Annotated in this window: 17 protein-coding genes; 1 reads left to right on the top strand and 16 read right to left on the bottom strand. The window is 36.1% G+C overall.

Annotated features, from left to right (window positions below):
• Nucleotides 1-50 precede the first annotated feature (50 nt).
• The 5 genes from BR77_RS12945 to BR77_RS12925 form a co-directional block, all read right to left on the bottom strand.
• Nucleotides 51-1,430 carry a catalase gene (locus BR77_RS12945; RefSeq protein ID WP_202883478.1) on the bottom strand — a complete coding sequence of 460 codons (1,380 nt, stop codon included), beginning with the start codon at nucleotides 1,428-1,430 and terminating at the stop codon, nucleotides 51-53.
• Between the two features lie 318 nt (nucleotides 1,431-1,748).
• A complete protein-coding gene (locus BR77_RS12940) occupies nucleotides 1,749-2,588 on the bottom strand; it encodes a Cof-type HAD-IIB family hydrolase (protein ID WP_015077591.1) in 840 nt (279 codons plus the stop codon).
• A 127-nt stretch (nucleotides 2,589-2,715) separates the two neighbouring features.
• On the bottom strand, nucleotides 2,716-2,922 hold the full coding sequence (locus BR77_RS12935; protein ID WP_015077592.1) for a hypothetical protein: 207 nt from the start codon (nucleotides 2,920-2,922) through the stop codon (nucleotides 2,716-2,718).
• A 197-nt stretch (nucleotides 2,923-3,119) separates the two neighbouring features.
• Complete coding sequence (locus BR77_RS12930; RefSeq protein ID WP_035065294.1) at nucleotides 3,120-4,397, bottom strand: hydroxymethylglutaryl-CoA reductase, degradative; 1,278 nt, start codon at nucleotides 4,395-4,397, stop codon at nucleotides 3,120-3,122.
• Between the two features lie 68 nt (nucleotides 4,398-4,465).
• A complete protein-coding gene (locus BR77_RS12925; RefSeq protein WP_010052607.1) occupies nucleotides 4,466-5,635 on the bottom strand; it encodes a thiolase family protein in 1,170 nt (389 codons plus the stop codon).
• 373 nt (nucleotides 5,636-6,008) lie between these two features.
• Here BR77_RS12925 and BR77_RS12920 point away from each other — a divergent pair, with 373 nt between their 5' ends.
• Entirely contained in the window at nucleotides 6,009-7,181 is a 1,173-nt protein-coding gene (locus BR77_RS12920; protein WP_010052606.1) for a hydroxymethylglutaryl-CoA synthase, read from the top strand.
• 55 nt (nucleotides 7,182-7,236) lie between these two features.
• Here BR77_RS12920 and BR77_RS12915 read toward each other — a convergent pair whose 3' ends face one another.
• From BR77_RS12915 to BR77_RS12865, 11 genes are all read right to left on the bottom strand, one after another.
• A complete protein-coding gene (locus BR77_RS12915; protein ID WP_035065291.1) occupies nucleotides 7,237-9,666 on the bottom strand; it encodes a bifunctional diguanylate cyclase/phosphodiesterase in 2,430 nt (809 codons plus the stop codon).
• A 205-nt stretch (nucleotides 9,667-9,871) separates the two neighbouring features.
• Nucleotides 9,872-10,273: a diguanylate cyclase domain-containing protein gene (locus tag BR77_RS12910; protein ID WP_257613327.1), complete on the bottom strand. Its 402-nt coding sequence runs from the start codon at nucleotides 10,271-10,273 to the stop codon at nucleotides 9,872-9,874.
• A 41-nt stretch (nucleotides 10,274-10,314) separates the two neighbouring features.
• Nucleotides 10,315-11,919: an IS1634 family transposase gene (locus BR77_RS12905; protein WP_034558278.1), complete on the bottom strand. Its 1,605-nt coding sequence runs from the start codon at nucleotides 11,917-11,919 to the stop codon at nucleotides 10,315-10,317.
• Between the two features lie 101 nt (nucleotides 11,920-12,020).
• A complete protein-coding gene (locus BR77_RS12900; protein WP_236700872.1) occupies nucleotides 12,021-12,467 on the bottom strand; it encodes a hypothetical protein in 447 nt (148 codons plus the stop codon).
• On the bottom strand, nucleotides 12,457-14,538 hold the full coding sequence (locus tag BR77_RS12895; protein ID WP_015077596.1) for a cellulose biosynthesis cyclic di-GMP-binding regulatory protein BcsB: 2,082 nt from the start codon (nucleotides 14,536-14,538) through the stop codon (nucleotides 12,457-12,459). Before BR77_RS12895 ends, BR77_RS12900 begins: the two co-directional genes overlap by 11 nt.
• Nucleotides 14,539-14,559: 21 nt before the next feature.
• The gene (locus BR77_RS12890; RefSeq protein ID WP_010052599.1) at nucleotides 14,560-15,810 is read right to left on the bottom strand and encodes a glycosyltransferase family 2 protein; all 1,251 of its coding nucleotides are present in this window, start codon (nucleotides 15,808-15,810) and stop codon (nucleotides 14,560-14,562) included.
• Between the two features lie 10 nt (nucleotides 15,811-15,820).
• Nucleotides 15,821-17,389: a hypothetical protein gene (locus BR77_RS12885; RefSeq protein ID WP_035065288.1), complete on the bottom strand. Its 1,569-nt coding sequence runs from the start codon at nucleotides 17,387-17,389 to the stop codon at nucleotides 15,821-15,823.
• Nucleotides 17,390-17,415: 26 nt separating this feature from the next.
• Nucleotides 17,416-18,912 carry a glycan biosynthesis hexose transferase WsfD gene (gene wsfD, locus BR77_RS12880; protein ID WP_010052595.1) on the bottom strand — a complete coding sequence of 499 codons (1,497 nt, stop codon included), beginning with the start codon at nucleotides 18,910-18,912 and terminating at the stop codon, nucleotides 17,416-17,418.
• Nucleotides 18,913-19,326: 414 nt separating this feature from the next.
• Nucleotides 19,327-20,499, bottom strand: coding sequence for a hypothetical protein (locus BR77_RS12875; protein ID WP_015077599.1), 1,173 nt, complete (start codon nucleotides 20,497-20,499; stop codon nucleotides 19,327-19,329).
• A 14-nt stretch (nucleotides 20,500-20,513) separates the two neighbouring features.
• Nucleotides 20,514-20,954: a thioredoxin family protein gene (locus BR77_RS12870; protein ID WP_016356651.1), complete on the bottom strand. Its 441-nt coding sequence runs from the start codon at nucleotides 20,952-20,954 to the stop codon at nucleotides 20,514-20,516.
• 417 nt (nucleotides 20,955-21,371) lie between these two features.
• Nucleotides 21,372-22,796, bottom strand: a complete 1,425-nt coding sequence (locus tag BR77_RS12865; RefSeq protein ID WP_016356652.1) for a PTS sugar transporter subunit IIC — start codon at nucleotides 22,794-22,796, stop codon at nucleotides 21,372-21,374.
• Nucleotides 22,797-22,994: the final 198 nt, after the last annotated feature.

Below are 22,994 nucleotides of genomic sequence, written 5' to 3'. Positions count from 1 at the left end.
TCTAGTTGTTCAGCCTTTTTTAATTTAGAGTTAATCTACCTCAAGTATTTTTAAATGTTAATCCCTAAACCAGCTGCAACACGCGTTCCATACTCTGGGTCAGCTTTTAAGAAATGTTGAATTTGACGAACTTTAATCGCTTCATCTTCAACTGGCTGCATGTGTCCTACAATATTCGCAATCAAGCGTGTTTTACCATCTTCAGATAGTAGACGATATAAATCACCAGCTTGAGTATAATGGTCATCATCGTCATACGCTACTGAATCCGCCATTCCATGAACTTCAAAACTAGCTTGTTTATTTGCTAGCGTTTCAGTTGGTCCACCTAAGCTATTAGGCTCGTAATAAACGGAACTTCCACCATTCGCATCTGAACGCATTGCTCCATCACGATGGTAGTTTTTAACTTCATTTTTCGGGCGATTAATTGGCAATAAGTGGCTATTTGCCCCAACACGATGACGATGAGCATCACCATAAGCAAATAAACGACCTTGCAACAATTTATCTGGTGAAAAATCAACTCCTGGTACAATATTGCCTGGCGTAAAGGTTACTTGTTCTACCTCTGCAAAGTAATTATCTGTATTGCGATCTAAGACCATACGACCAACTTCAATTAATGGATAGTCTTTTTGTGACCAAACTTTGGTTACATCAAATGGATTAAAACGATAATGATCTGCATCGGCTAAAGGCATAATTTGGACACACAATTTCCAAGCTGGTGCGTCTCCATTTTCAATGGCATTAAATAAATCTTCTGTATGGTAATCAGGATTACTTCCAGCCAACTCTTCAGCCACTTCAGCTGTTAAATTTTTAATTCCTTGCTCTGTTTTAAAATGATATTTAACCCAAACACTTTCGCCAGCAGCATTGGTCCATTTAAAGGTATGACTTCCAAAACCATGCATATGACGGAACGTCGCAGGAATTCCGCGATCTGACATTAAAATCGTCACTTGGTGTAAAGATTCTGGTGACAATGACCAGAAATCCCAAATAGCATTATGATTTTTCAAATGTGTTTGAGGATCACGTTTTTGTGTATGGATAAAATCTGGAAATTTGATTGCATCGCGAATAAAGAAAATCGGCGTATTATTTCCGACAATATCATAATTTCCTTCATCAGTATATAATTTTACTGCAAAGCCACGAGGATCACGCAATGTATCTGCAGAACCACTTTCACCTGCAACCGTTGAAAAACGTGTGAATACAGGTGTTTTTTTCCCGATTTCAGATAAGAAATCAGCTTTTGTATATTCCGTTAAATCATTCGTCACTTCAAAATATCCATGGGCACCGGCACCTTTTGCATGTACCACACGCTCTGGAATACGCTCACGGTTAAAATGCGCCAACTTTTCTAAAAGTGCAACATCTTGGATTAAAACTGGACCACGATTACCAGCTGTCATTGAGTTTTGGTTATCCCCAATTGGTGCGCCTGCATCAGTAGTTAAATTCGATTTGTGGCTGTCTAGATTTTTTGTCACAAATAATCACCTCGTTAATTATTTCCATTCCTAAATAAGAATAGCTATAATTAGTATACCGATGAATAATTTGAAGGTCAACCTATCCTTTTTATAAAAACCCATATTATAACAAAAAAATTCTCAAAAACCCTTTCAAATCAAGAATACAAACAATAGAAATAACAAAAATGTTTTTTACTTTCCCACTAAACAAGACCGCTTAAATCAAGCTAAAAAAATAAAAAGTAGAGCTAGACTCTACTTAATAATCTCAAGTAACCGTAATCCATTGAGAATGCCATCGTCCTCTGGTTTATCGGTAATATAATCAGCAATCGCTTTTAATTCCTCACGACCATTTTCCATGGATACCCCTGTTCCCACAATTTTCAACATTTCTTGATCATTAAGCCCGTCACCAAAAGCGACTGATGCTTCTATTGGGAATTCTAAAAATTGCATTAATTTAGTAATTCCAACTGCTTTTGATCCATTATTTGGACAAACATCCACAGAATACGGATTCCAGCGCATAAAACTGCAGTCAGGAAATTCTTGACTATAATAGTCATCGTGCTCTTCAGTTGCATGTAACATACATTGATAAATCAAACGATTCTCATAATACTCTTTCAAAACAGGGCGGTTGCCATGGATTTTATCTGAACGTTTAAAAGCCGCATTTATTAAAAAAGTCGGTGGACTGAAAGGCAAAATTCGACTTAATTTTTTCTGCCATTTGCGGCTTCCTGTTGTAGTTAGTGAATTTCCTGCTATCGTTTCTGAGCCTGCAAAGGCAATGCCTTGTTTGTTTATTTCAGCTGCTTGGGCTAAGCGCTCGACTAAATGGGCTTCCATTGGGTTTTGGTACACAATCTCACCTTTATGCACAACATATTGACCATTTAAGCTAATATGTGTGTCAATTGCTAATTCTTCTAAAATTTCTTTAATTAGAAAAGGTGGGCGACCAGTTGCTATCGCCGGAATAATCCCTTGTTTTTTCAATTCTAAAATAGCTAATTTTGCAGACGCAGGAATTCTTCGCTTCTTATCTAATAAGGTACCATCTATATCAAAAAACACTATTTTTGTCATTGTTTGTCCTCCCTCACTTTGTATTACTTGCCTTTAGTTTATCGTTTTACCAAAGCTGATACAAGGATAAAAAAGTGCCTAGTCACTAAGTACACCTATTCCATCGCGAAATTCTTATCTACACTCTTTAATCAAAGAACTTCTTGGTAAACATCAACCGAAAGAACCTCATGACATCATTAAAGTTTCTTTTAATTATTTTTGCAATTTTATCTATCTCTAATTCCTCATATAAGACAAGCGTCTTATCAATTACGCGGAATAAATTACATTGTTCCACTCTAAATGTCACATAATATAAATAAGCATCTTTCCATTTATCTTCAATCTTCATCAATAATTTCCTCATTTCTATCTAATCGGTTATAAGTAAGAACTTAAAACTAAGTATAATATATTTATCAAATGTTATTTTATTTAAAATTAGATAAATAGTCACTAATTTCATAGAAAATGAGAATGGGTATCTTTTACTCCAAATAAAAAAGCTGAAAGGTTTCCCAATCAGCTTTTCAATCTATTTATATCCAACTATCGTATTTCAGCCAAAATTTTCTGAGCTTGTGCTAAATTTTGATTTTTTGATTTTTTTAATTGCGCTACAACTTCCTCAATTTCAGACTCTGTTGCTCCCGCATGAATCGCTAAAGATTTCATTTGTAAGGACATATGTCCCTTTTGAATGCCTTCAGAAACTAAGGCTTTTAAGGCAGAAAAATTCTGAGCAAGACCAACAGAAACAATAACACTTGCTAATTCACTCGCTTTTTCAATTGCTAAAAGTTGTTGATTAACTTTAACTAACGGTAATACACTAATGGCGCCTCCCACCATTCCTACAGGCATAGGTAACGTCAATTCTCCCACTAAATGACCGACTTCATTAATACTCCAATTAGACATTGCTTGATAACGTCCATTTCGACTAGCATAGGCATGCGCTCCAGCTTCAATCGCTCGAAAATCATTGCCCGAAGCTAACACAACTGCATCAATCCCATTCATAATCCCTTTATTATGGGTCGCTGCTCTGTACGGATCTAAATCAGCATAACGTGTCGCTTCCACAATTCGCTGAGCAATCCATTGTCCATCATAGCTCGAAGTTGTCAGTTGGTTTGGATCAATTTCACAAGTCGCCGTTACTAAAGAGCAATCGCCATAATTGCTCAATATTTCCATCAATACATCGCCTTGAATCCATTCCGTTATCGGTCCAACAGTCGCCTCTAAAATAGTATTAATCATATTGGCACCCATCGCTTCTTGAACATCAATAATCAAATGAACGGTTAAAAATTCAGGCTCAGAGTTTTCATTTAGAATCACCCGCGTTTCAACGCGCTTCACTCCGCCGCCACGTTTCACAATTGAGGGATACGCTAAATTAGCAATTTCAATAATCTCAGCGCTTCTAGCTTGCACTAATTTTTCAGCAGCTAGAACATCTACCAAATTTTGGAAAATCAATTGACCAATCATAGCACGTTCTTTAATAGTTGTCGTAAACCCACCTAATTGGCGAATCACTTTTGCGCCATTACTACTAGCAGCAATCACAGAAGGCTCCTCGACAACCATTGGTACGATGACATCTTTTTGATCGACTAAAAAATTCAAAGCCACTCCCAACGGTAAGGGAAATTGACCGATTTGATTCTCAATCATACTATCCGCAATCGCATCACTTAACAGTGGATTGTTCAATAATTGACGGCCCGCTTCCTGCGTTAAAAAACCTCGTTCCACCAAAAGCTGAATACGCTCAGAGCGGTTTTTTTGATAAAATTTAGAAATAGACGAATCCAAATTACATCTCTCCTTTAATTGACTGTTGATAGCCTTCTTACGCTCCTATCAAATGTTAATGGGCTGAATTAATCTCGCTCAACAACCATTGCCACACCTAGTCCACCACCGATACATAAGGAAGCTATCCCAACTTTAGTATTGGTTTGTTGTAATTCTTGAAGCAAACTGGTCACAACTCGTGCGCCTGATGCACCGATTGGATGACCTAATGCAATTGCTCCACCATAAATGTTTAACTTTTCCGCTGGTACTTCTAAGTCACGAGCAACAGCAATCGACTGAGAAGCAAAGGCCTCGTTTAATTGGAATAAATCAATTTGATCAATCGTATAATCGCCTTTTTCTAAGACTTTTTTTACAGCATAATAAGGTGCATAACCCATAATTTCAGGAGCAATCCCAACTTCAGAAGTTGCTTTTATTGTTGCTAAATAAGGAATTCCTTCTGCAATTGCTCGTTCCTTAGACATTAAAATCAAGGCTGATGCGCCGTCGTTAATGCCTGATGAGTTACCAGCAGTCACGGTTCCATTTTCTTTAAAAACCGTTTTTAAAGTTGCTAATTTTTCAACTGTTGAATTGCCACGAATCGTTTCATCTTCAGTAAACCAAGTTCCGTCAGCTAATTGAACAGGAACAATTTCAGACTTAAATAACCCTTTTTCTTGAGCTGCGGCAGCCTTCATATGGGACTGATACGCAAACAAATCTTGCTCTTCTCGACTAACTTTAAATTTCTCAGCAACATTTTCAGCTGTCACGCCCATTGGATATTCCCCAAAAGCGTCTGTTAAGCCATCATGAAACATGCTATTGATTAATTCTTCTGATTTTAACTCCATTCCGACCGCTGTACTGGCAACCAAAGAAGGGGCCTGTGACATGTTTTCAGTCCCACCAACAACGACAACATCTGCTTCACCCAGTTGAATAGCTTGTCTACCTAACATAATTGCTTTTAAACCAGAACCACAAACTTCATTAATCGTCATAGCAACAGCTTGATAAGGAATTCCTGCTTTAATTGATATCTGACGAGCTACATTTTGACCTAAACCAGCTTGCAAAACATTTCCAAAGATAACTTGATCAACACTCTCTGGATCGATATTAGCACGTTCTAACGCACCCTTTACTACTGTTACGCCTAAATCAACTGCTGAGCTATCTTTCAAACTACCACGGTATTTCCCAATCGGTGTTCGCACTGCATCTATAATAACTATTTCTCTCATAGCAATCTCCCTTTTTAGTCTATTGAACTCGCAATTTTAGCCACATTATAAAAATAAAAAATACCCGAAAAAGTGTTTTTTTTACTTCTATTGGAATTCTGCTTTTTCCTCCCGTGGTTTGCGAGATGAAATGAACCTTAATTATAATCTACTTGCATTATAGCATGGGAATTCTTAAAAATTGTATAAATTTCTGAATTTCCAGTGATTTGACTCAAGCAAATCGAAAATCCCACTATTTAAATCGAAAAAGCAGTTAGGAACTAAAGATTTAACTAAATTTTGACTAGAATCAAGCGAATGTATTGTTTTTTACCAGATTTTCTACTAAACTTAAAGTGTTTCAAAATATATTAACAAAAAGGACGTTCATATGAAAATAGGAATCGATAAACTAAGTTTTTATACCCCTGCTTTTTATGTTGATATGACAGAATTAGCTAATGCGCGCGGTATCGACCCAAATAAATTCACCATTGGAATCGGACAAGACAAAATGGCTTTTGCACCGATTACCCAAGATGCTGTGACCATGGGTGCTAATGCAGCACTTAATTTTTTAACAGAAGAAGACCGCCAAAAAATTGATTTAGTCATCTTAGCGACTGAATCAGGAATTGATCAATCAAAATCTGGCGCTATTTATATCCACCGTCTCTTAAAGTTACAGCCTTTCGCTCGTTCAATCGAGTTTAAAGAAGCTTGTTACGGAGCCACTGCTGGCATTAACTTAGCAAAAGATTATATTGCACAACATCCTGATAGCAAAGTCTTAGTCATTGGTTCAGACATTGCTCGTTATGGACTTGATACGCCTGGAGAAGCGACTCAAGGAGCTGGAGCTGTTGCCATGTTACTTTCTACAAATCCACGCTGTATTGCTTTAGAAAATGACCAAGTTTTCTTAACAGAAGATATTATGGATTTTTGGCGTCCAACTTACTCTGAATATGCTTGTGTACAAGGAAAGTACTCAACTGAACAATACTTACATTTCTTTGAAACCATTTGGGCAGAATATCAACGGAAGTTTTCACAACCTCTAGAAAAATTTGCAGCCTTGTGCTTCCATTTACCCTATACTAAAATGGGAAAAAAAGCTTTAGACTTGATTATTGAAACTGCACCTAGTGACGTTCAAGAACAATTAACTGAAAACTATCGCTTAAGCACATTGTATAGTCGTAACATTGGCAATATCTATACAGGATCACTTTACCTAAGCTTTATTTCACTTTTAGACCATCAACCAAACTTAGCTGCCGAGGATAAAATTGGCTTCTTTAGTTATGGTTCTGGCGCTGTTGGTGAATTTTTCAGTGGAACTTTACAGCCTGGCTTTAAAGAATTCATCACTACTGCTGAACATCAAGACTTATTAACAAATCGCAAAAAATTATCTATTTCGGAATATGAAACACGCTTTAAAGAAGAGCTTCCTAAAGATGGTTCAACATTAGAAATTAGTAGCACTGACGAAGATCCAGCTCCAATTGTCTTAACTGGCATTACTGAGCATATGCGTCAATACAAACGCAAACAATAAAATTTCCATCAAAAAAACCTACCAAATTAGTTTAATTGGTAGGTTTTTTAATAGGTTACCCTTTCAACCACTTGTCTGTGACATCCTTGGCAGAAACAGGTTTCGAAAAATAATAGCCTTGAATAATAAAATTCCCCATCGTTTTAAGAGTGGCTAATTGCTCTTTCGTCTCGACTCCTTCAACAATAACTTGTAAATGCAGTTTATCTGCTAATTGAATAATTGTTTCAGTCACCGCCGTTACCTTCGCATCTAAATTTAAAGCCTCAGTAAAACTTCGATCAATTTTTAAACTTTGAATCGGAAAATCAATCACATAACGTAAAGAACTATAGCCCGTTCCAAAATCATCAATACTTAATTGCACACCCATTTTATGGAGTTGCTTCAAATTCTTTTGGGATTCAGCTAAATCAGCCATTAATACAGTTTCTGTAATCTCTAATTCCAATAAATTAGGTGGTATTTGATGCTTAGCTAACTGCTTCGCAACTAGACAAACCAAAGCATCTCCATGGAAATCATTGGCTGATAAATTCAATGAAACCGGGATTGTAAAACCTAGATTCAACCAGACTTTAATTTGATGACAAGCCATTTCAATTATTTGTTCACTGAGTTGAATAATATGTCCTGTCTGCTCAGCTAAAGGAATAAATTGATCTGGATAGCGTAAATCGTCTTCCCAAGGAACTTGCCAACGAATCAAGGCCTCAACACCATAAAGCTCTTCTGTGTCTGCATGAACCTTAGGCTGGTAGTGTAACAAGAATTCTTTTTTTTCAATCCCCTTCATTAACTCTAGCTCTTTTTGGTACTCATTTTGCAGTTGCTTTTCATATTGTGAATATGAAATAATCAATGTTTTACCTGTTTCACGAACTTGCTGTTTGGCAGAATACATCGCTATATCTACTTTTGTCAGTAATTCCTCAAATTCACTACCATCTTCATATGCCTTCACTAGCCCAATACTGGCTGCCGGAAATAATCGGATTTTTTCAATAACCATTGCTTTACCAAATACTTTTAATAAGTTTTCCCCTACATCTTCCGTTTCCCCAGCGTATTCCTCGATAAACGTTAAGACAAACTCATCGCCTCCAACCCTAGCTAAAAAGTATTCTTTTCCGATATACCGTTGAATTCTCTGTGCCACTTTTGTTAAATATAAATCGCCAATATTATGACCATAGCGATCATTAATTTTTTTCAATTCAGTCATATCAATATAATAAATACTGAGGATTGTCTTTTTTTGAAACGCATACCGTTGCCTCAATTCATTTAAACAATCTTCTATATATTCTTTCATAAAATAACGATTAGGGAGCTTTGTCAGTCCATCATGATAGGCTAAACTACGAATCATTTTTTCCACCTGATTTTCTTTCGTAATATCTGCCCCAACTAAAAATATTTCTGTAATTTTTAGCTCTTCAATTATGATAGGCACAATCTGAATCTTAAATTCCTTGACCGTTCCATCATTAGTTGTGACTTTAGTTTCAAATTGAACATTTTTTCTTTCATTTATTGCTTCAGTAAAATAACTAACTGAACGACAATATTGCTGTGGTTCCATTACTTCTTCAATCCTCGTAATCCCTTGCTCTAATTCCGTTGAAAAAAGCAACTGGGCTGCATCATTTAAACTAAGAATCTCCCCCGCTGCATTAATTAATAATACCGGATCCGGATTACTTTTTAGTAAAGAATAACTCATATCTTTTAACTTACTAATTTCACGACGATTTGTATCAAAGGCAAAACTAACAGCTGAAACCCCAAGAAAACTTAATTGTAGAAGAATGGTAAATAAGCTAATCGTAACAACTAAATAAGTAGCTTCTAGTCCCATTTCTGGTTGTAGAAAATAGTCCGTTTCAAATTGAAGTTCGACTAATCCAAAATAAAATACGGCGCTTAATAATAACGCTAAAACAATCGCTTTTTTAGCATCTTGGATAATACGTAATTGTCCAGTCAATAACTTATTTTGAGTGATAACAATCCAAATAGTGTACATTCCAGAAATGAAACTAAGCAATACTGAACCCATTAAGAATAGTGGATGATATGAAATGCCATTTGAAACGATTGCTCGCATCCCCATATAATGAACACCTAGCAACCCGCCTGTTAACAACAATCCTGCTATGAATAAGTCATTTTTAGTTGTTTTTTTACGACTCATTAACAAAAAAGCTAAATAACAGCCTAAAAAAAGCAATCCAAGTGCGAACCAAGCAAAAAATGGTGTGTAGCTAAAATTTGTGTGATTTAAATAACCCATTAACCCCACATATTGCATCGCACCAATTCCAACACTCATCACGATTGCTTTCACCAAAATCCAACCATTCCGATACAAACTACTTTTATCATCTAATAAACGATTCACACTAACAACATTATATGCTGTAAACAGAGCGATCAAATACGAGCAAATAACTAAAATCGGGATATAATAACCCATTTGCATGTTGAACCACTCCTCTTTCTCTCCACTAATCTATCTAAAGCTTTATCTCATCCTTATTTTAATCTATTTTATTAAAAAAGGTCAAACATTTAATAACGATATATGTATTTTTTTAAAAATAAAAATTAGCCTGATTCACTTAGAATCAACAAGTCTAAGTGAATCAGGCTAAATTTCTGGCTCATTCTATTTTCCCAACTGTTTATTACACATCATACTCTAACTCTTTTATAGCTGCCTCAACAAAGTCATACGGGCTTTTAATCGTTTCTTGTACATATTCTGCTGCACCAGATTTTATCTCAATTTGAACTTGATTCTTAGCTGAAAAATCACTAATTGACTCTTCAAAAAATTCTTTAATCCGTTCTGTTACAACTCTTGCACCTGCTTGATCTGTAAAAAGTAGCAAACCCCAAGTTAAGTTTTCGCGTTCTAAGACATATAAAATATCATTATCTCGAATCGCCTGCTTCATTGTACTTGTAACACGTCCAATAACAGCCGAAATTTGGTCTTCCGACAACATTCGCTGCAATTCATTCCAGTGCTTAACCTGAATCACAACCATTGTTACAGGTAAGTTAAAACGACGTGAAGTTGACATAAACACCTGTGCATCCTCTTTATAGCCTGAATTCCCGGAATTTATAACGAGGGAAGGGCAACGCCTAACGCCTCGTATAATTCCTTCTGCTTCGTCGTAACCTCTCCCAACACGCGACCGTGCCCGGGGGCCTCAAATAATTCAATCATGTCCAGTTCGTCCAGTACACCTTGAAGGGTCCATTGGTTAAATAGCTCGGCATCCTGCATCTTCTTTTTCACGTAGGATAAGTAGATTAAGGCGATGAATTCCACAAAAAGCTTCCCATTCAGGGACAATTCGGATGAAACTTGCATTCTTCTGAAGTTGAGGCGCTCTTTTAAATTGCCGAAGGCTTTTTCAACAACATCCTTGCTGCGATAAAGAGACAACGCTTCAAACGGATCATTGACCTCATTAGAAAGCAAGGCGAAGTAACCATAATTTCTAACCGCATTGCGCATCGCCTCTTCTTTAGGCGTGATTTTCTTCCCTCGTTTAGGTGTCTCAGTAACTTCGAAGTACTTATCATAATCTTTCATACGATAATCTTTTAGTGTATTTTCCTTCAGATCTTGGTGAAGGGCTGTCAGATAGTCGTTCATGTCTACCTGATCTTTAATCGCTTTTTCAGGATTGTAGAACAGATGCAGATACGCGCGCTTTTCCAATTTTATCACATCACCTTTATACGGACGTTCCTGTTCGTATTCCCAGTTTATTGTGCGACATACACCGTAGGTGGTGAACTGTGTTTCGAAGTTTGACCAAAGTTTCAAGTTCTCACGTTCCGCTTCCAACACACCCTTGACATATTTGAGTTTGAGTTGCACTCCTATCACGAATTTCTGGTGGTGTTTATACAAGGCGTTGATATTATCCTTGCTGTAAAAACCTCGATCAAATATCACGTTGACCTTTTTGTAGCCCATTACATCAAATTCCTTCATGAGTTGCCGAACCGTTTTAACATCGGTGATATTTCCGGAGAGCTTGCGGTAATAAAAGGGCAGTCCGGATTGCGCCCCAAACAAGAGTGCCAAGTTGATTTGTGGCAAGCGGTCGTGTTCCTTGTTTCGTCCCTTCTTCACTTGCGATAAGACCTCTGAGTAACTCGATATCGACGTAGTGTCAAATGCCCAATACTCCTTTTCCATCCGGCGGTTGCCTTGTTTCTGAAAGAAGGCCATCCGGCCTTCCTCATCGATTGCTTGGAATAGGTCGCTGCTTCGTTGTGAAGGAATATCCTGGCAATACGGGTGATGATGCAGTTTTTGCCAATGGGAAAAACGACTCAAGGCGTTATTCTCTTCGAGAATCAAGTAATAGGCGATCGACAGAATTTGCTTATAATGCTCCGGGAAGATGGCCTTAAGGTCCGCGTATACGCCTGTCTGCTTGCCAATTTGATCGAGCAGATAACCTGCCCCATAGAAGATTCTTCGGACTTGTGTCATTGGAATCGGCCCTGGCTTAACTTCCGATGAAGTCGGGGCCGGTTTCTTTTTGTACGAACGTGTTGGGACGATTTCACCTGTAACCGGATCGACTTTTCCAATCAGTGTCCTCTTAGCGCGTGATTGTTGCTTTTCCTTATCCCAGTAGGGTTCATTCTGATAGGCATAAGTAATGCCCGTTTTCTTGTTTGTCTGAAAAATAACTGCCATATCAACACTCCTCGTTATACATTATATTATATAACGAGTTATAAGTCTACAAAAAAACCGCTATATATCAATCGTTATAGCGGTTTTTCGAGTGATTATCGTTACACAATTCGGGAATGCAGGTTATAGGCACGGATTGTTCGTAATCTCGTTTCATCATCCAATATTCCTAGCTGACGGTTCTTGCGTTCTAACTGACTATTTTCTGCTTGTAGCTTCTGTGTTCGATAACTAAACATATACAGAGTCACAGATAAAAGAGGTGTCATTACTAACCAAAAATACAAGCTCGCTCCAAATGTTTCACTTGTAGAAATAGATTGGTATAACGCATAACTTCCTTGTAAAAAGATAAAAATTAAATTTAAAATCAAACCAGCTGTAATTGTTGTAAAATATGTGATAATCGCCAATAGTAAGGCCACGTTCATAAAAATAATATTCTGAACAAAACTACTTTGATCAAATGTTGTAAATACGACGATAATAAACATTAATAATAGAAAACCTAATAAGGCTAAATCGGATAATAATTTATTATTTTTCATCATTATCCTCCTTATCTAAACGATTTTTTCTAAATGCTAAGATTAAGGCAATTAGAATTGAAGCTAACACTAAGCCCACTAATCCAAGGTATAACAAAAGATTCGATTCCTTTTTAACTTTATCAACAAAGGTCGTTGCTTCTCCGATATCCCCTTTCTTTTTAAAGCGATAGCTATTAACCCGATTATCTTTATCCACAGTAAAAGCATCTCCACTATGTTTTTGAACTTTATCTTGAGTCGACAGCTCTTTGGAAGCCAAATAAACGGACTGCGGAGTAGCTCCTGTCATAACCAACAACCCATTACTAGCAGTGTACGGTGAGTGTAGTAACTGTCCAGTCCCAATTTGTTGTCCGTAATTAGATTCAATACTTAATTTTTCATTGGATAAAAATCCTGCTCCGTCTTTATCGTATTTAAAATATAACTTCTCATTAATTCCTTTAATAAACGTATTATCTAGAGCTGAACCCATAGTAATAATATTGCTAGATTTTAGCTCTTCTTTCGTTGCTGAACTTGAATAAAAAACAACTTCACCTGTATTATCTTGCGCGTATTTTCCTAGTAAATTAAAAATATTCGTCAGCCCACGATAATAGTCAGCATTCATCTCTTCCGGTAAAACCACTGCTATTTGATTAAAACTCCCATCTTTTAAAAATGGAAATGGATAGTTTTCAAACAATAAGTCTGTCCGATCTTTCGTGTTTACCCTCATCATAGACTCTGGAGAAATATAGGCCCACGGAGTCTCATCCTGTCTAGGGGTGCATTGTAAATCTTTAATTTCTAAATCAAAACTGACGGTCACTGCAAAATTGCCTGACACATCTAAGTCTGGCGGCAAGGTAAAAGTTGCTGTATCGCCATCAGCATATTCCTTCGTTAATTTTTTACTACCAATCGGTATACCACCAATCGAAACAGTCATAAGTGAACGATCAAAATCAAGATTTTTAGCATAACGAAAAGCCAAATTCACTTGACTATTTGCAGCTAAAGAACGATTCGCTGGCAACGACATAAAGTAAGTTTGCTCTTGGTGAAAAGGCCCTTTTAATTCATCTCCTGTACTTGTCATTTGAAAATCCTCTTCAATTTTCAAATGAGACGTTGCCGTATCTAAATCTTTAGACACCTCTTTACTAACTAGTTGTGTTTCAGACATTAGTTCCTCGTTTGCACTATACCGTCCTGCCTTAACTAATGCTTTCTTATCACTAGAAGTGATAACTAACACCGTTTGATTTTCTTTTTTTATCACTTTTAGAATAGCTTGCTCTTTGACACTATTTTTATCAATTTTAGTTTGATAGTCAGCAGGTAAATGATCATACTCTGCTACTAAAACAACAAGTGGCAATTGCGCTAAATGCGAATCATTTAATGTGCCGATTGGAATTTGTTGATCATCTTGTCCATTTGCTTTTGCAGATCCAGATAAGGTATAGGTTGCTGTTTCTAATTCAGTTGGAGTGGCTTTTTCAGGAACGATAACGGCCACCTCTTTATGAACAACAGAATCCATCCCACTAAACCGCTCATAAAAAGCTTGGATTGTTTCTGGCATTTCTTTTTTTGTATAATTTACACCAACATTTGAGCCTTTAAAAATATGCAACCAATCAGCAGGTGTCTCCGTCAAACTACATTGATCTTCACCGTTGGTCGTCATAATTGCGCCTTCTATTTTTAATACATTTGAACCTTGTTTAATTAGTTCTTTAGGTATATCAATCACTAAGTGCTGTTTTTCAAGACTTGTTTCTGTTGGTCGAAAAGAATTGAACTTCATCCCATTAATCGATAACGTCACACTCGAAACATCATTTTTGGTCAATTGAGAAATTTGATAGTCCAAATTAAGTCTGACTTGATCGACTTCCCAATAATCCAATATTTGAAAATATAAATTCGTTGTCGCTGAAACCCCAGTCAAGGAGCTATCTGTATTATCAAATTTGGTAATAAACGTTTGTGGTTCAGCTTCTGCTCCATAAACTACAACTGAGCTTGATACAATACTAAAAATAACAACGAATCCCATTAAAAACCATTTTTTCATCTAACTTTCCTCCACTTCTCGCTAAAACCGCTCTGTTTTATACCATTTGACTTCACGTTTTAGAACTGTTTCTTTAATAAACATTACCATTCCATATGCCGCAACAGCTAACCACATCTGACTGTATGTTACATACATAAGTAAAATAATGCCCAAATTTCCAAACGTCATTTCACCCTTTTCAGTTGTAATCGTAATAAATGTTCCTACGACGAAAAGAATGATTGCTAATAACCACAGCAACCCACTAAAACCAGCCAATGTTGTCGTCACATAGCCCATCAAATTAAGTAACAACAGTACATCTGAAACAACCAACGAAGTCATTAGCAAAAAATAAATGGATAAAAAGTACAAAATATCAAAACGGATTTTACGTGCTTTTGCGTTGAATAATAACGGTGCATTTTTCACAATAACATAAATATTGCCTTTTACCCAGCGTGTCCGTTGACGAAACCAGACCTTTAAGGTTTGAGGTTCTTGCTCCCAAGTTACCGCTTTAGGTTGAAACTTGATTTTATAACCCATCATGTAAATTCGAAAACTAATTTCGGTATCTTCTGCCAAAGCTTTCTCATCCCAACCACCAATTGCTTCAATAATTTCTCGCCTCATGATAAAGTTGGTACCAGGAATCGTACATAATTTGAATAATTGCCAACGACCTGCTTGAGCCATCCACTGAAAAGACAACGTTTCGATATTAATAAAACGCGTCAATAGACTGGCGTTGCGATTTCTAGTTCTAAATTTCCCAACTACGGCACCTAATTTTTCGTCATTGCTCAGTTCTGCTACAAGATAGCGTAATGCTGTTTTTTCTGGCGTATTATCTGCATCATAAATCGCAATTAAATCCCCTTTAGCCTGTTTAAAACCAATATTCAGAGCATTCGATTTACCCTTTCCTCCAACTACAGCATCCGTATTGATAATATGCAGCTGGCGAGTTGGATTTTTGGCTTGAATTGCAGCTAATAATTCTGCGCTATTATCTGATGAATTATCATTAATGACAATAATTTCATAGCGATCTTGTGGGTAATCAAAGCGCAATAATGACTCCACTGTCTTTACAATAACGACGCCTTCATTATGGGCCGGGACCATAATTGTCACCAACGGTGGAACACCCTTAATTTCAGGAAGTTCCTTTCCTTCTATTTTTATATAATAAATGTAGCCCGCAATAATCAAGGCCACATTAACTAATAATAATCCCCAAATAGAAAAAATTGCGACTAGTAATAAATAATCTGCTAGCGTCATATTTTTTCACTCACTTTCTATATTTTCCTTTATATAAATTATAGCCAATAACAAAAAAGATACTTAATACAAATAAAGTGGCACTAATAATAACGATGAAAATTTTGTCCTGTAAATTAAAAAAATCTGTTAAACTACCTGTATCTTTCACTGTTTTTGCTTGCTTTCCTGCTACTGATTTCACCATTGTTTCCGGATACTCACGTTCACCATTAACTGTTAAAATCGCATTTTCCACTTTTATTTGATTGGTTTCTGTCACCACATTGTGTTCTCTCAAATTTATTCCTCGAAATAAAAAAGGCAGCTGATTTAACTCTTTATTGATGTTATCCCATTCTTTTCTCGTGTCCGGTATTTTATAAGTCAAGGCTGTCGGAGTATTAAATTTATGCCTTTCTATTGCTCCCCATTCAACTGCCTTTAGTGAAGAGACTGGCAACCCAAAATAAGTCGTATCATAAATTGGAGCAGTCGTCGTCTTATCTCGGTACTGAAGCTTCTTAGGGTTAGGCAGCAACAGAACTGTCGAACTATAAGACAAGCCATCTTGTTGATATTCTGTATCTTGATTCCAATAGGCCGGCGCACTAATGCCTACAGGAAAAACATTATCTGCCACTAGTTCATCAATTGTTTTCGGCATAATAGCTGCTAAATCGCGTTGCTCTCTACTAACACCCATTACCTCAGGAGTTTTTAAAAGTAGCCCGCCATTTCGAGCCGCTACATAACGTAACATGTCAGTATAATTTTTCATTGCTTTTAAATCTACATTTTGCCAAACGCTTGTTGCACTTAATGCAAAGGGAATCCCTGCATCATATAACTGATCTGCTAAATACTTAATAAGAGGGAGGTTTGAAAAAGGTGTCACATCTGTGAAAACTAACATAGGGTTAAATGTCCCAGTTTGCTTCAACCATTTTTGAATGAGTTGGCTCGTTAAAATAAAACTCAACCCATCTGGCTTTAGATAAGGAAGATAAGCAGAGTTGCCATTTAAAATGCCATAAGGTTTCAATTCATTGTGGTTCTCAAAATCTATTCGTCCAAATTCTTCAGCTGCTTCCGAAATTCCAGCCGCAACCTCAACCGTCAATTCCGTTTCCATGACTTCATTAGCTTTCTCACTAAGACTGACTAAGTTGCCTCGTTCACCATTAATTTGCTCCAATTCAATACCAAGCTGCTTTTGCCATTTCATAGGTAAATTACCACCAATATGTAATTTTAATCCTGTAAAAGCATCACGATCCTTTAAATAAAACGGATTTTCAATAGCCAAGTCTGGTGCATTAATCAATGTAATGATTCCATTAAAATCAGACATTTCGTTTTCATGGTACTCTGCAACTGAAATAGTTGTCACCACAACATTAAAACTAGTGAGCAAACGTTGCAAAGTACTAATTTTTTCTTCACCTGAACCAGATGTATCTAGACTGTCATACACAAGTAATAGTTTCATCTCACTCTCGTCTGGCTTTGTATCAGCAAATACGGATGTCGGATAGGAAAAGCAACTAACTAACCAGAAAAGACAACCTATTGCCATTAACTTATACCACTTTATCATTTAACGCATCCCCCCTCCTGATTCATTTATTTTAGTTTCAGCGAATCAAATTCTGTTTCTTGCTGCCATAAGCGATTGAATAAAATATCGCTTAACGTCATAATTGTTAGAAAATCGAATAAAACAGCTATTAAAAAAAGATGTTTTGCCAAATCGGCGTCTCCATCCCCCACGACAGAAATTAATAGAATTCCAAAAATCATGCCAATACTAGCTAAAATCAACCAATAACGCAATAAGCCTCGTGGATTATTTTGTTGATAAGCTCGGTATGTGCTAGGAAAATAGAGAGCTAAATAGACGAGTGTCCAAATAATTAAAAAACCTAGCGTTTTAGGATAGACAGTACGTTTTAAACGACTATAGAGAGTAAAATAAGTCGCCTGACTTTTAGCTTTTTTCCCAACTTTCTTTTCATAGTTCCCCATTTCAACGGTTTGAACTTCATGAATATCATGAGCAGCGACATCCAAAATATCATAAAATTCTTTAGGATGGGCTAAATAATTTTTTAAAATCCAACCGAATCCATATTTTTCATAAAAATTATCCACCATATAAGGACTATTTACATCAATAGCTGTATATTCTTGAAAATAAATATTTTCTTTTAATAAAGCAAATTGTTCACTAATTCCACCGTCACTAAGTGTTGCTTCTGGATTCTCAGATTCCAGTAAAACACCGCGTGTCATCGATTGAAATTGATTAATTTTGTTAAATTCTGAGGTGATTAACTTATAAGTTGCCACACCCGTCACTAATACTAAAACTAAGCTAAAAACAACCATCATTCGCGAAATCACTGTCTTTTTAATAAATAATAACCCAATATAAATAAATGCAATAAAAACTACTAATGGCGCGTTTTGTTGCTTAGATGTGATTAGTAACATCGAACTAAGGGTTAACAAAACCAATAGGACACCATCATTGTAGCGTTTCCGACACATCAACAATGTCGAAGAAACAATATATAAACACATAATAAACATAATTGGCTCACTATAAAGTGAGTTAAAATAAGCTATATATGCTGTATCTGTAAAGATAATCACTACAAAAAGGGCAATGAAGTAGCCTTTCCAACCTTTGATTCGATAAGTCAGAGCTTCTGTTAATAAATAAATGCTACCTAAAAACAAAACATAATAAATGAAGCTCAAAAAACGGATATCAAAAATAGTTTGGCTATAAAACAATTTATTCAATACCACAGCTAAGTGAATAAAAAGTGGCTCTGATGAAAATAAACTAGCACCATGTTCATTGTAATAGTGCATAATGCCATACTCTTTAATAAAATAACTGAAATATTGGTCACTATATTTTGGTAATTGATACAAGCCATTGCTGTACAACATTCTTAAAAAGTCACCATTATCTGCAATTCCTATTAAAGGTTGAATAAATAATGCAATCCCAGCTACAATGGCTGCAAGAAAGACTGCTAATAACGACGGTGAAATAACAGTCGAAATAGTTATCCCGCTGTTAAGTAACAGCTTCTTTAGTTGTTTCACTTCTTTACCTCCTTATAAAACGTTCTTTTGAGTCGTTTAGGCCTGGCAGAAAAATAGGAAATCCCAGGAAAAGTTGCTCTTTACTTTTTTGGGAATTTATCTTTTTTCCGAAGGACTGGCTCAAAAGAACTAGCCTTGATAAAAAGTTCTTTTAAGCCGTTTAGGCCTGGCAGAAAAATAGCAAATTCCAGAAAAAGTTGCTCTTTACTTTTTTGGGAATTTATCTTTTTTCCGAAGGACTGGCTCAAAAGAACTAGCCTTGATAAAAAGTTCTTTTAAGCCGTTTAGGCCTGGCAGAAAAATAGCAAATTCCAGTAAAAGTTGCTCTTTACTTTTTTGGGAATTTATCTTTTTTCCAAAGGACTGGCTCAAAAGAACTAGCCTTGATATATAGAATCAGATTTTCTTGTAGAATTAATATTGATAGGCTAATAAAGCAATTAAATTATTGAACGAAAATAAAGCATTCGTTTGGCTATCTCCGTATCCACCGTTCAAAGGACTTGCTGGGTCATGAATCTGACTCGCTTCCATTCGATCCATCGCACGATTGTACAATTCTTCATCCCCAACTTCGGAAGCTATCATTGCGCAAATTCCATAAGCTGCAGCCGACTGATTCTGATCTAAAACTTCTCCGGTTTTTGAATAGCGATTATATAAAGTCCCTTTCTCAACATTTTCTTTAATAAAAGCTATACTTTGTGACTTCGTTTTTCCCGCTTCACTTAGATGCAAAATGGATAAGAGTGACTCGATAACATTGATTTCTTCACTAGCAATATAAGCTTTTTGGGTATAATCATAGCGTGTTTGATAGAAAGGAAATTGATCCCCTAGATAGCCTTCTGTTAAAATCATTTCTTGTGCATCTATTAAGGCTTTCTTGTCTTCAACTGCGATTGGCAATAAACTTAATGTTTTTACATCTATATAACACAAAGTAATGGATTTATTGGTTATATCATACTGACTATCTCGAAAATCAACCAGTTTGTTTTGATTAACCATTTTTTTGTAAAAGCGACTACCATATTGTGTAACAAGATTCTCAGACGTTGCACCCGGTATAAATTGTTGAGCTTCTGCTAAACCACGAATAATTCGCAAATCATCGACACTTGCATTAACTGGATACCTTTTTTGCAGTTTTGGACTAAACCGATAACTGAATTGAGTTGATTCATTGAAGGTTGCGACTGTTGTTTCCCATGTTTTTTTAAATAGTGTTTCATCTTGTTTCAAAGCTGCATAGCGTAGCATTAGTCCTGCTGACTCACTAAGGACCTCATGGCCTGTAGCAACCTCTTCATTTTGATCCGTATCTAAATAATTTGTATAAATACCATAATCTCCCGTTAACTTTTCAGCGACGAAGGTTTCTAATTTTTGCTCATTATCCTTGGCGCCTTTACGGTTAGCACCATATTGGTTTGTCTTTTTTATTTTTATTTCCACAGGTGAGCTTTCAGCCTGACTATGCTGCTCCCCAATAAAATTTTTATTGGATTGAATTGGCTGACAACTTAACAAAAAAAAGAAGAGCCCACTTAATCCGCATAACCCAATTGCTTTTTTTAATCTCATAATAGAGTAACTCCCTAACCTTTATTTTCTAACAAAAATTGATTGATTTCATTCTGGTTTTTGAAGTTGGAAAGACGATTCGTTACTTGGCCTTTTTTTACTACCAGAACTGCTGGCACAGATTGAATGTCTGTCACATTAACAATTTTTTCAAAGTTTTTTATATCTGTTTTCTTACCTTCATCCGTATTGTAATACAGAATAGCTTGATTATTCTTTGCAAGTGCCTTTTCAAGCTTTGGCTGAAAAGCCTGACATTTATCACAAGTTGGTCGACCTATATAAATAATTCCATCCTTTTTTTCATCTATTAAGCCCATAATCTCCATCCCAGAAGCGGAAGTAAGAGTAGCCATATTTTCTTTTGTTTCTGTTTTATTCATCATTATAAAAATAAAAAAAACCGTACTCAACAGAACAACCACTCCACTACCAATCAAAACTCCCTTTTTCATTACATAACCTCCATAATCAACTTATTGTTTAGTAGATTCTAGCACAGCTAATAAAATAAGTAACGTTAGAACTATTACCAATAAAAAATTTCTATTTATTTTTTAGTCATTCAATTCAACATTAAAAAATTCGTTTTTTAATTACTCTATCGTACTCTATTTATTCCTATTTATATATAGCCATACAGCAATTTTCCATGCTCTTTTTTATCATCTTTTGTTGTTATCTTAAAAAAAAATGATAAATAGTTAAATAAATTAACAGGGATTCTTCTCTACTCTTTATTTTGCTTCAATTAAACAAATCCGATTTACTTAAAAAATATCAAGATCCACCATGCTTTTTATGCCATTCATAGTTGCACTACAAAAAAATCGTTAAATCAAGAAACTCTCCTGATTTAACGATTTTCACTTTTATTGTTCTTGATTCTCACTTTCACCTAAATTAGGATCCATTTTATTGGCTGCAATAACAAACGGTGCCCAAATTGCAAATGAAGCCAATACACAAACTAATGTGACAATAGGCGCACGCCAGTCAGCTCCTGTTGCTAAGAAGGATAATAGGAACGGAGGAGTTACCCAAACTATTGATTGAGAAACTGGATTCACTAAATCCAACATCGTTGCAAAATAACCAATGGATACTGAAACAACTGGTGCAAGCATAAATGGAATAAATAAAATTGGATTTAAAACAATTGGTAAACCAAACATAACTGGTTCATTGATATTAAAAATACCAGGTCCAAGAGATAAATTAGCTACAGCGCGGTAATCCGCACGTTTAGAGAAGATCAAGATAACAACGATTAAGACAATTGTTCCTCCTGAACCACCAAACATTGAATAAGCATCAAATGAACCACGAACCCATTTATATCCTTCTGCCTTAACTAATTCAACTCCACCTTCTTGGAAGAGATTTAAGTTTTTAAGTTGTGCAACACCAAAGACACCTTCTAAAACGGGTGCTAAAACGTTCATACCGTGAATACCGAAGAACCAGAATAATTGAATCGCGATAGTCACAACAACTACAGCACCAAATCCTTGAGAGAAACCAAGCAAAGGTTTAGCAATTGTTTCTTGAATCCATTCTAAGAACGTCATATTCGGAATCAATTTTGCGAATGCCCAATAAAAAACAGCGACTGAATATAAAGCAACTGTTGCGGGAATAATTGCTGCAAAGGCTTTGGAAACAGCAGGTGGTACTGAATCTGGTAACTTAATTGTCATATCTCGTAACATCAATTTACAAAAAATCATTGTTGCAACGAAACCGATAACCATTGCGGTAAAGAAGAAATTACTATCTAAATTATTTAATGGAATCCAACCCCAACCAGTAGCTGTAATTCCTTGAGAAGTAGCTGACCAACCAGTTGTTGCTGATTCTGCATTGATTGTTTCAACCATTTTAGCTGGAACACTTGTTGCCAAGTTACCAGTAAATGAGAATGTTATACCTGCAATAGATGCAGCTAATGAAACAATCCCACCAGCTAAATCATTGACACCATATGCTCGAGAGAGGTTATAGCCCCAAGAAAAAGCAAAAATTAAACCAGCGATAGCTAAAGTTCCATTCCAAATATAGCCATTTATAGAAATAATTTCCTTAATTATAGGAATATCTCCACCAACATAACCTGAGAAAAATTGCGGGGGTAAATCACGAATTATTGCGTTAATCATAACCGCTACTGAACCGGCCATTGTTGCTGGCATTGTACCAATAAAGGCATCACGTAAAGCGACTAAGTGTTTCTGTGCACCAATTTTTGCCGCAATCGGGAGTAAATGCTTCTCTAGCCAAGCAGATAATGCTTCCATCATATTAAAAACCTCCAATAATTAATTTTATACGCACAAATAAGCAGGAAAACCCTTACATAGTTTTATTCTTTTAACAGCTGGAACTAACCTACTATTAAACCATGTTTTATTTTTACACAACTCCTCCTCCCTCTTATTTAATGCAAGAGTCGTGCCAAATAAATACGCTGTTTATTCCCATTCTATAAAGGTTCA

The sequence above is a fragment of the Carnobacterium maltaromaticum DSM 20342 genome (assembly GCF_000744945.1).
Classification (GTDB): domain Bacteria; phylum Bacillota; class Bacilli; order Lactobacillales; family Carnobacteriaceae; genus Carnobacterium; species Carnobacterium maltaromaticum.
This window is presented reverse-complemented; position numbering and strand designations above follow the sequence as displayed.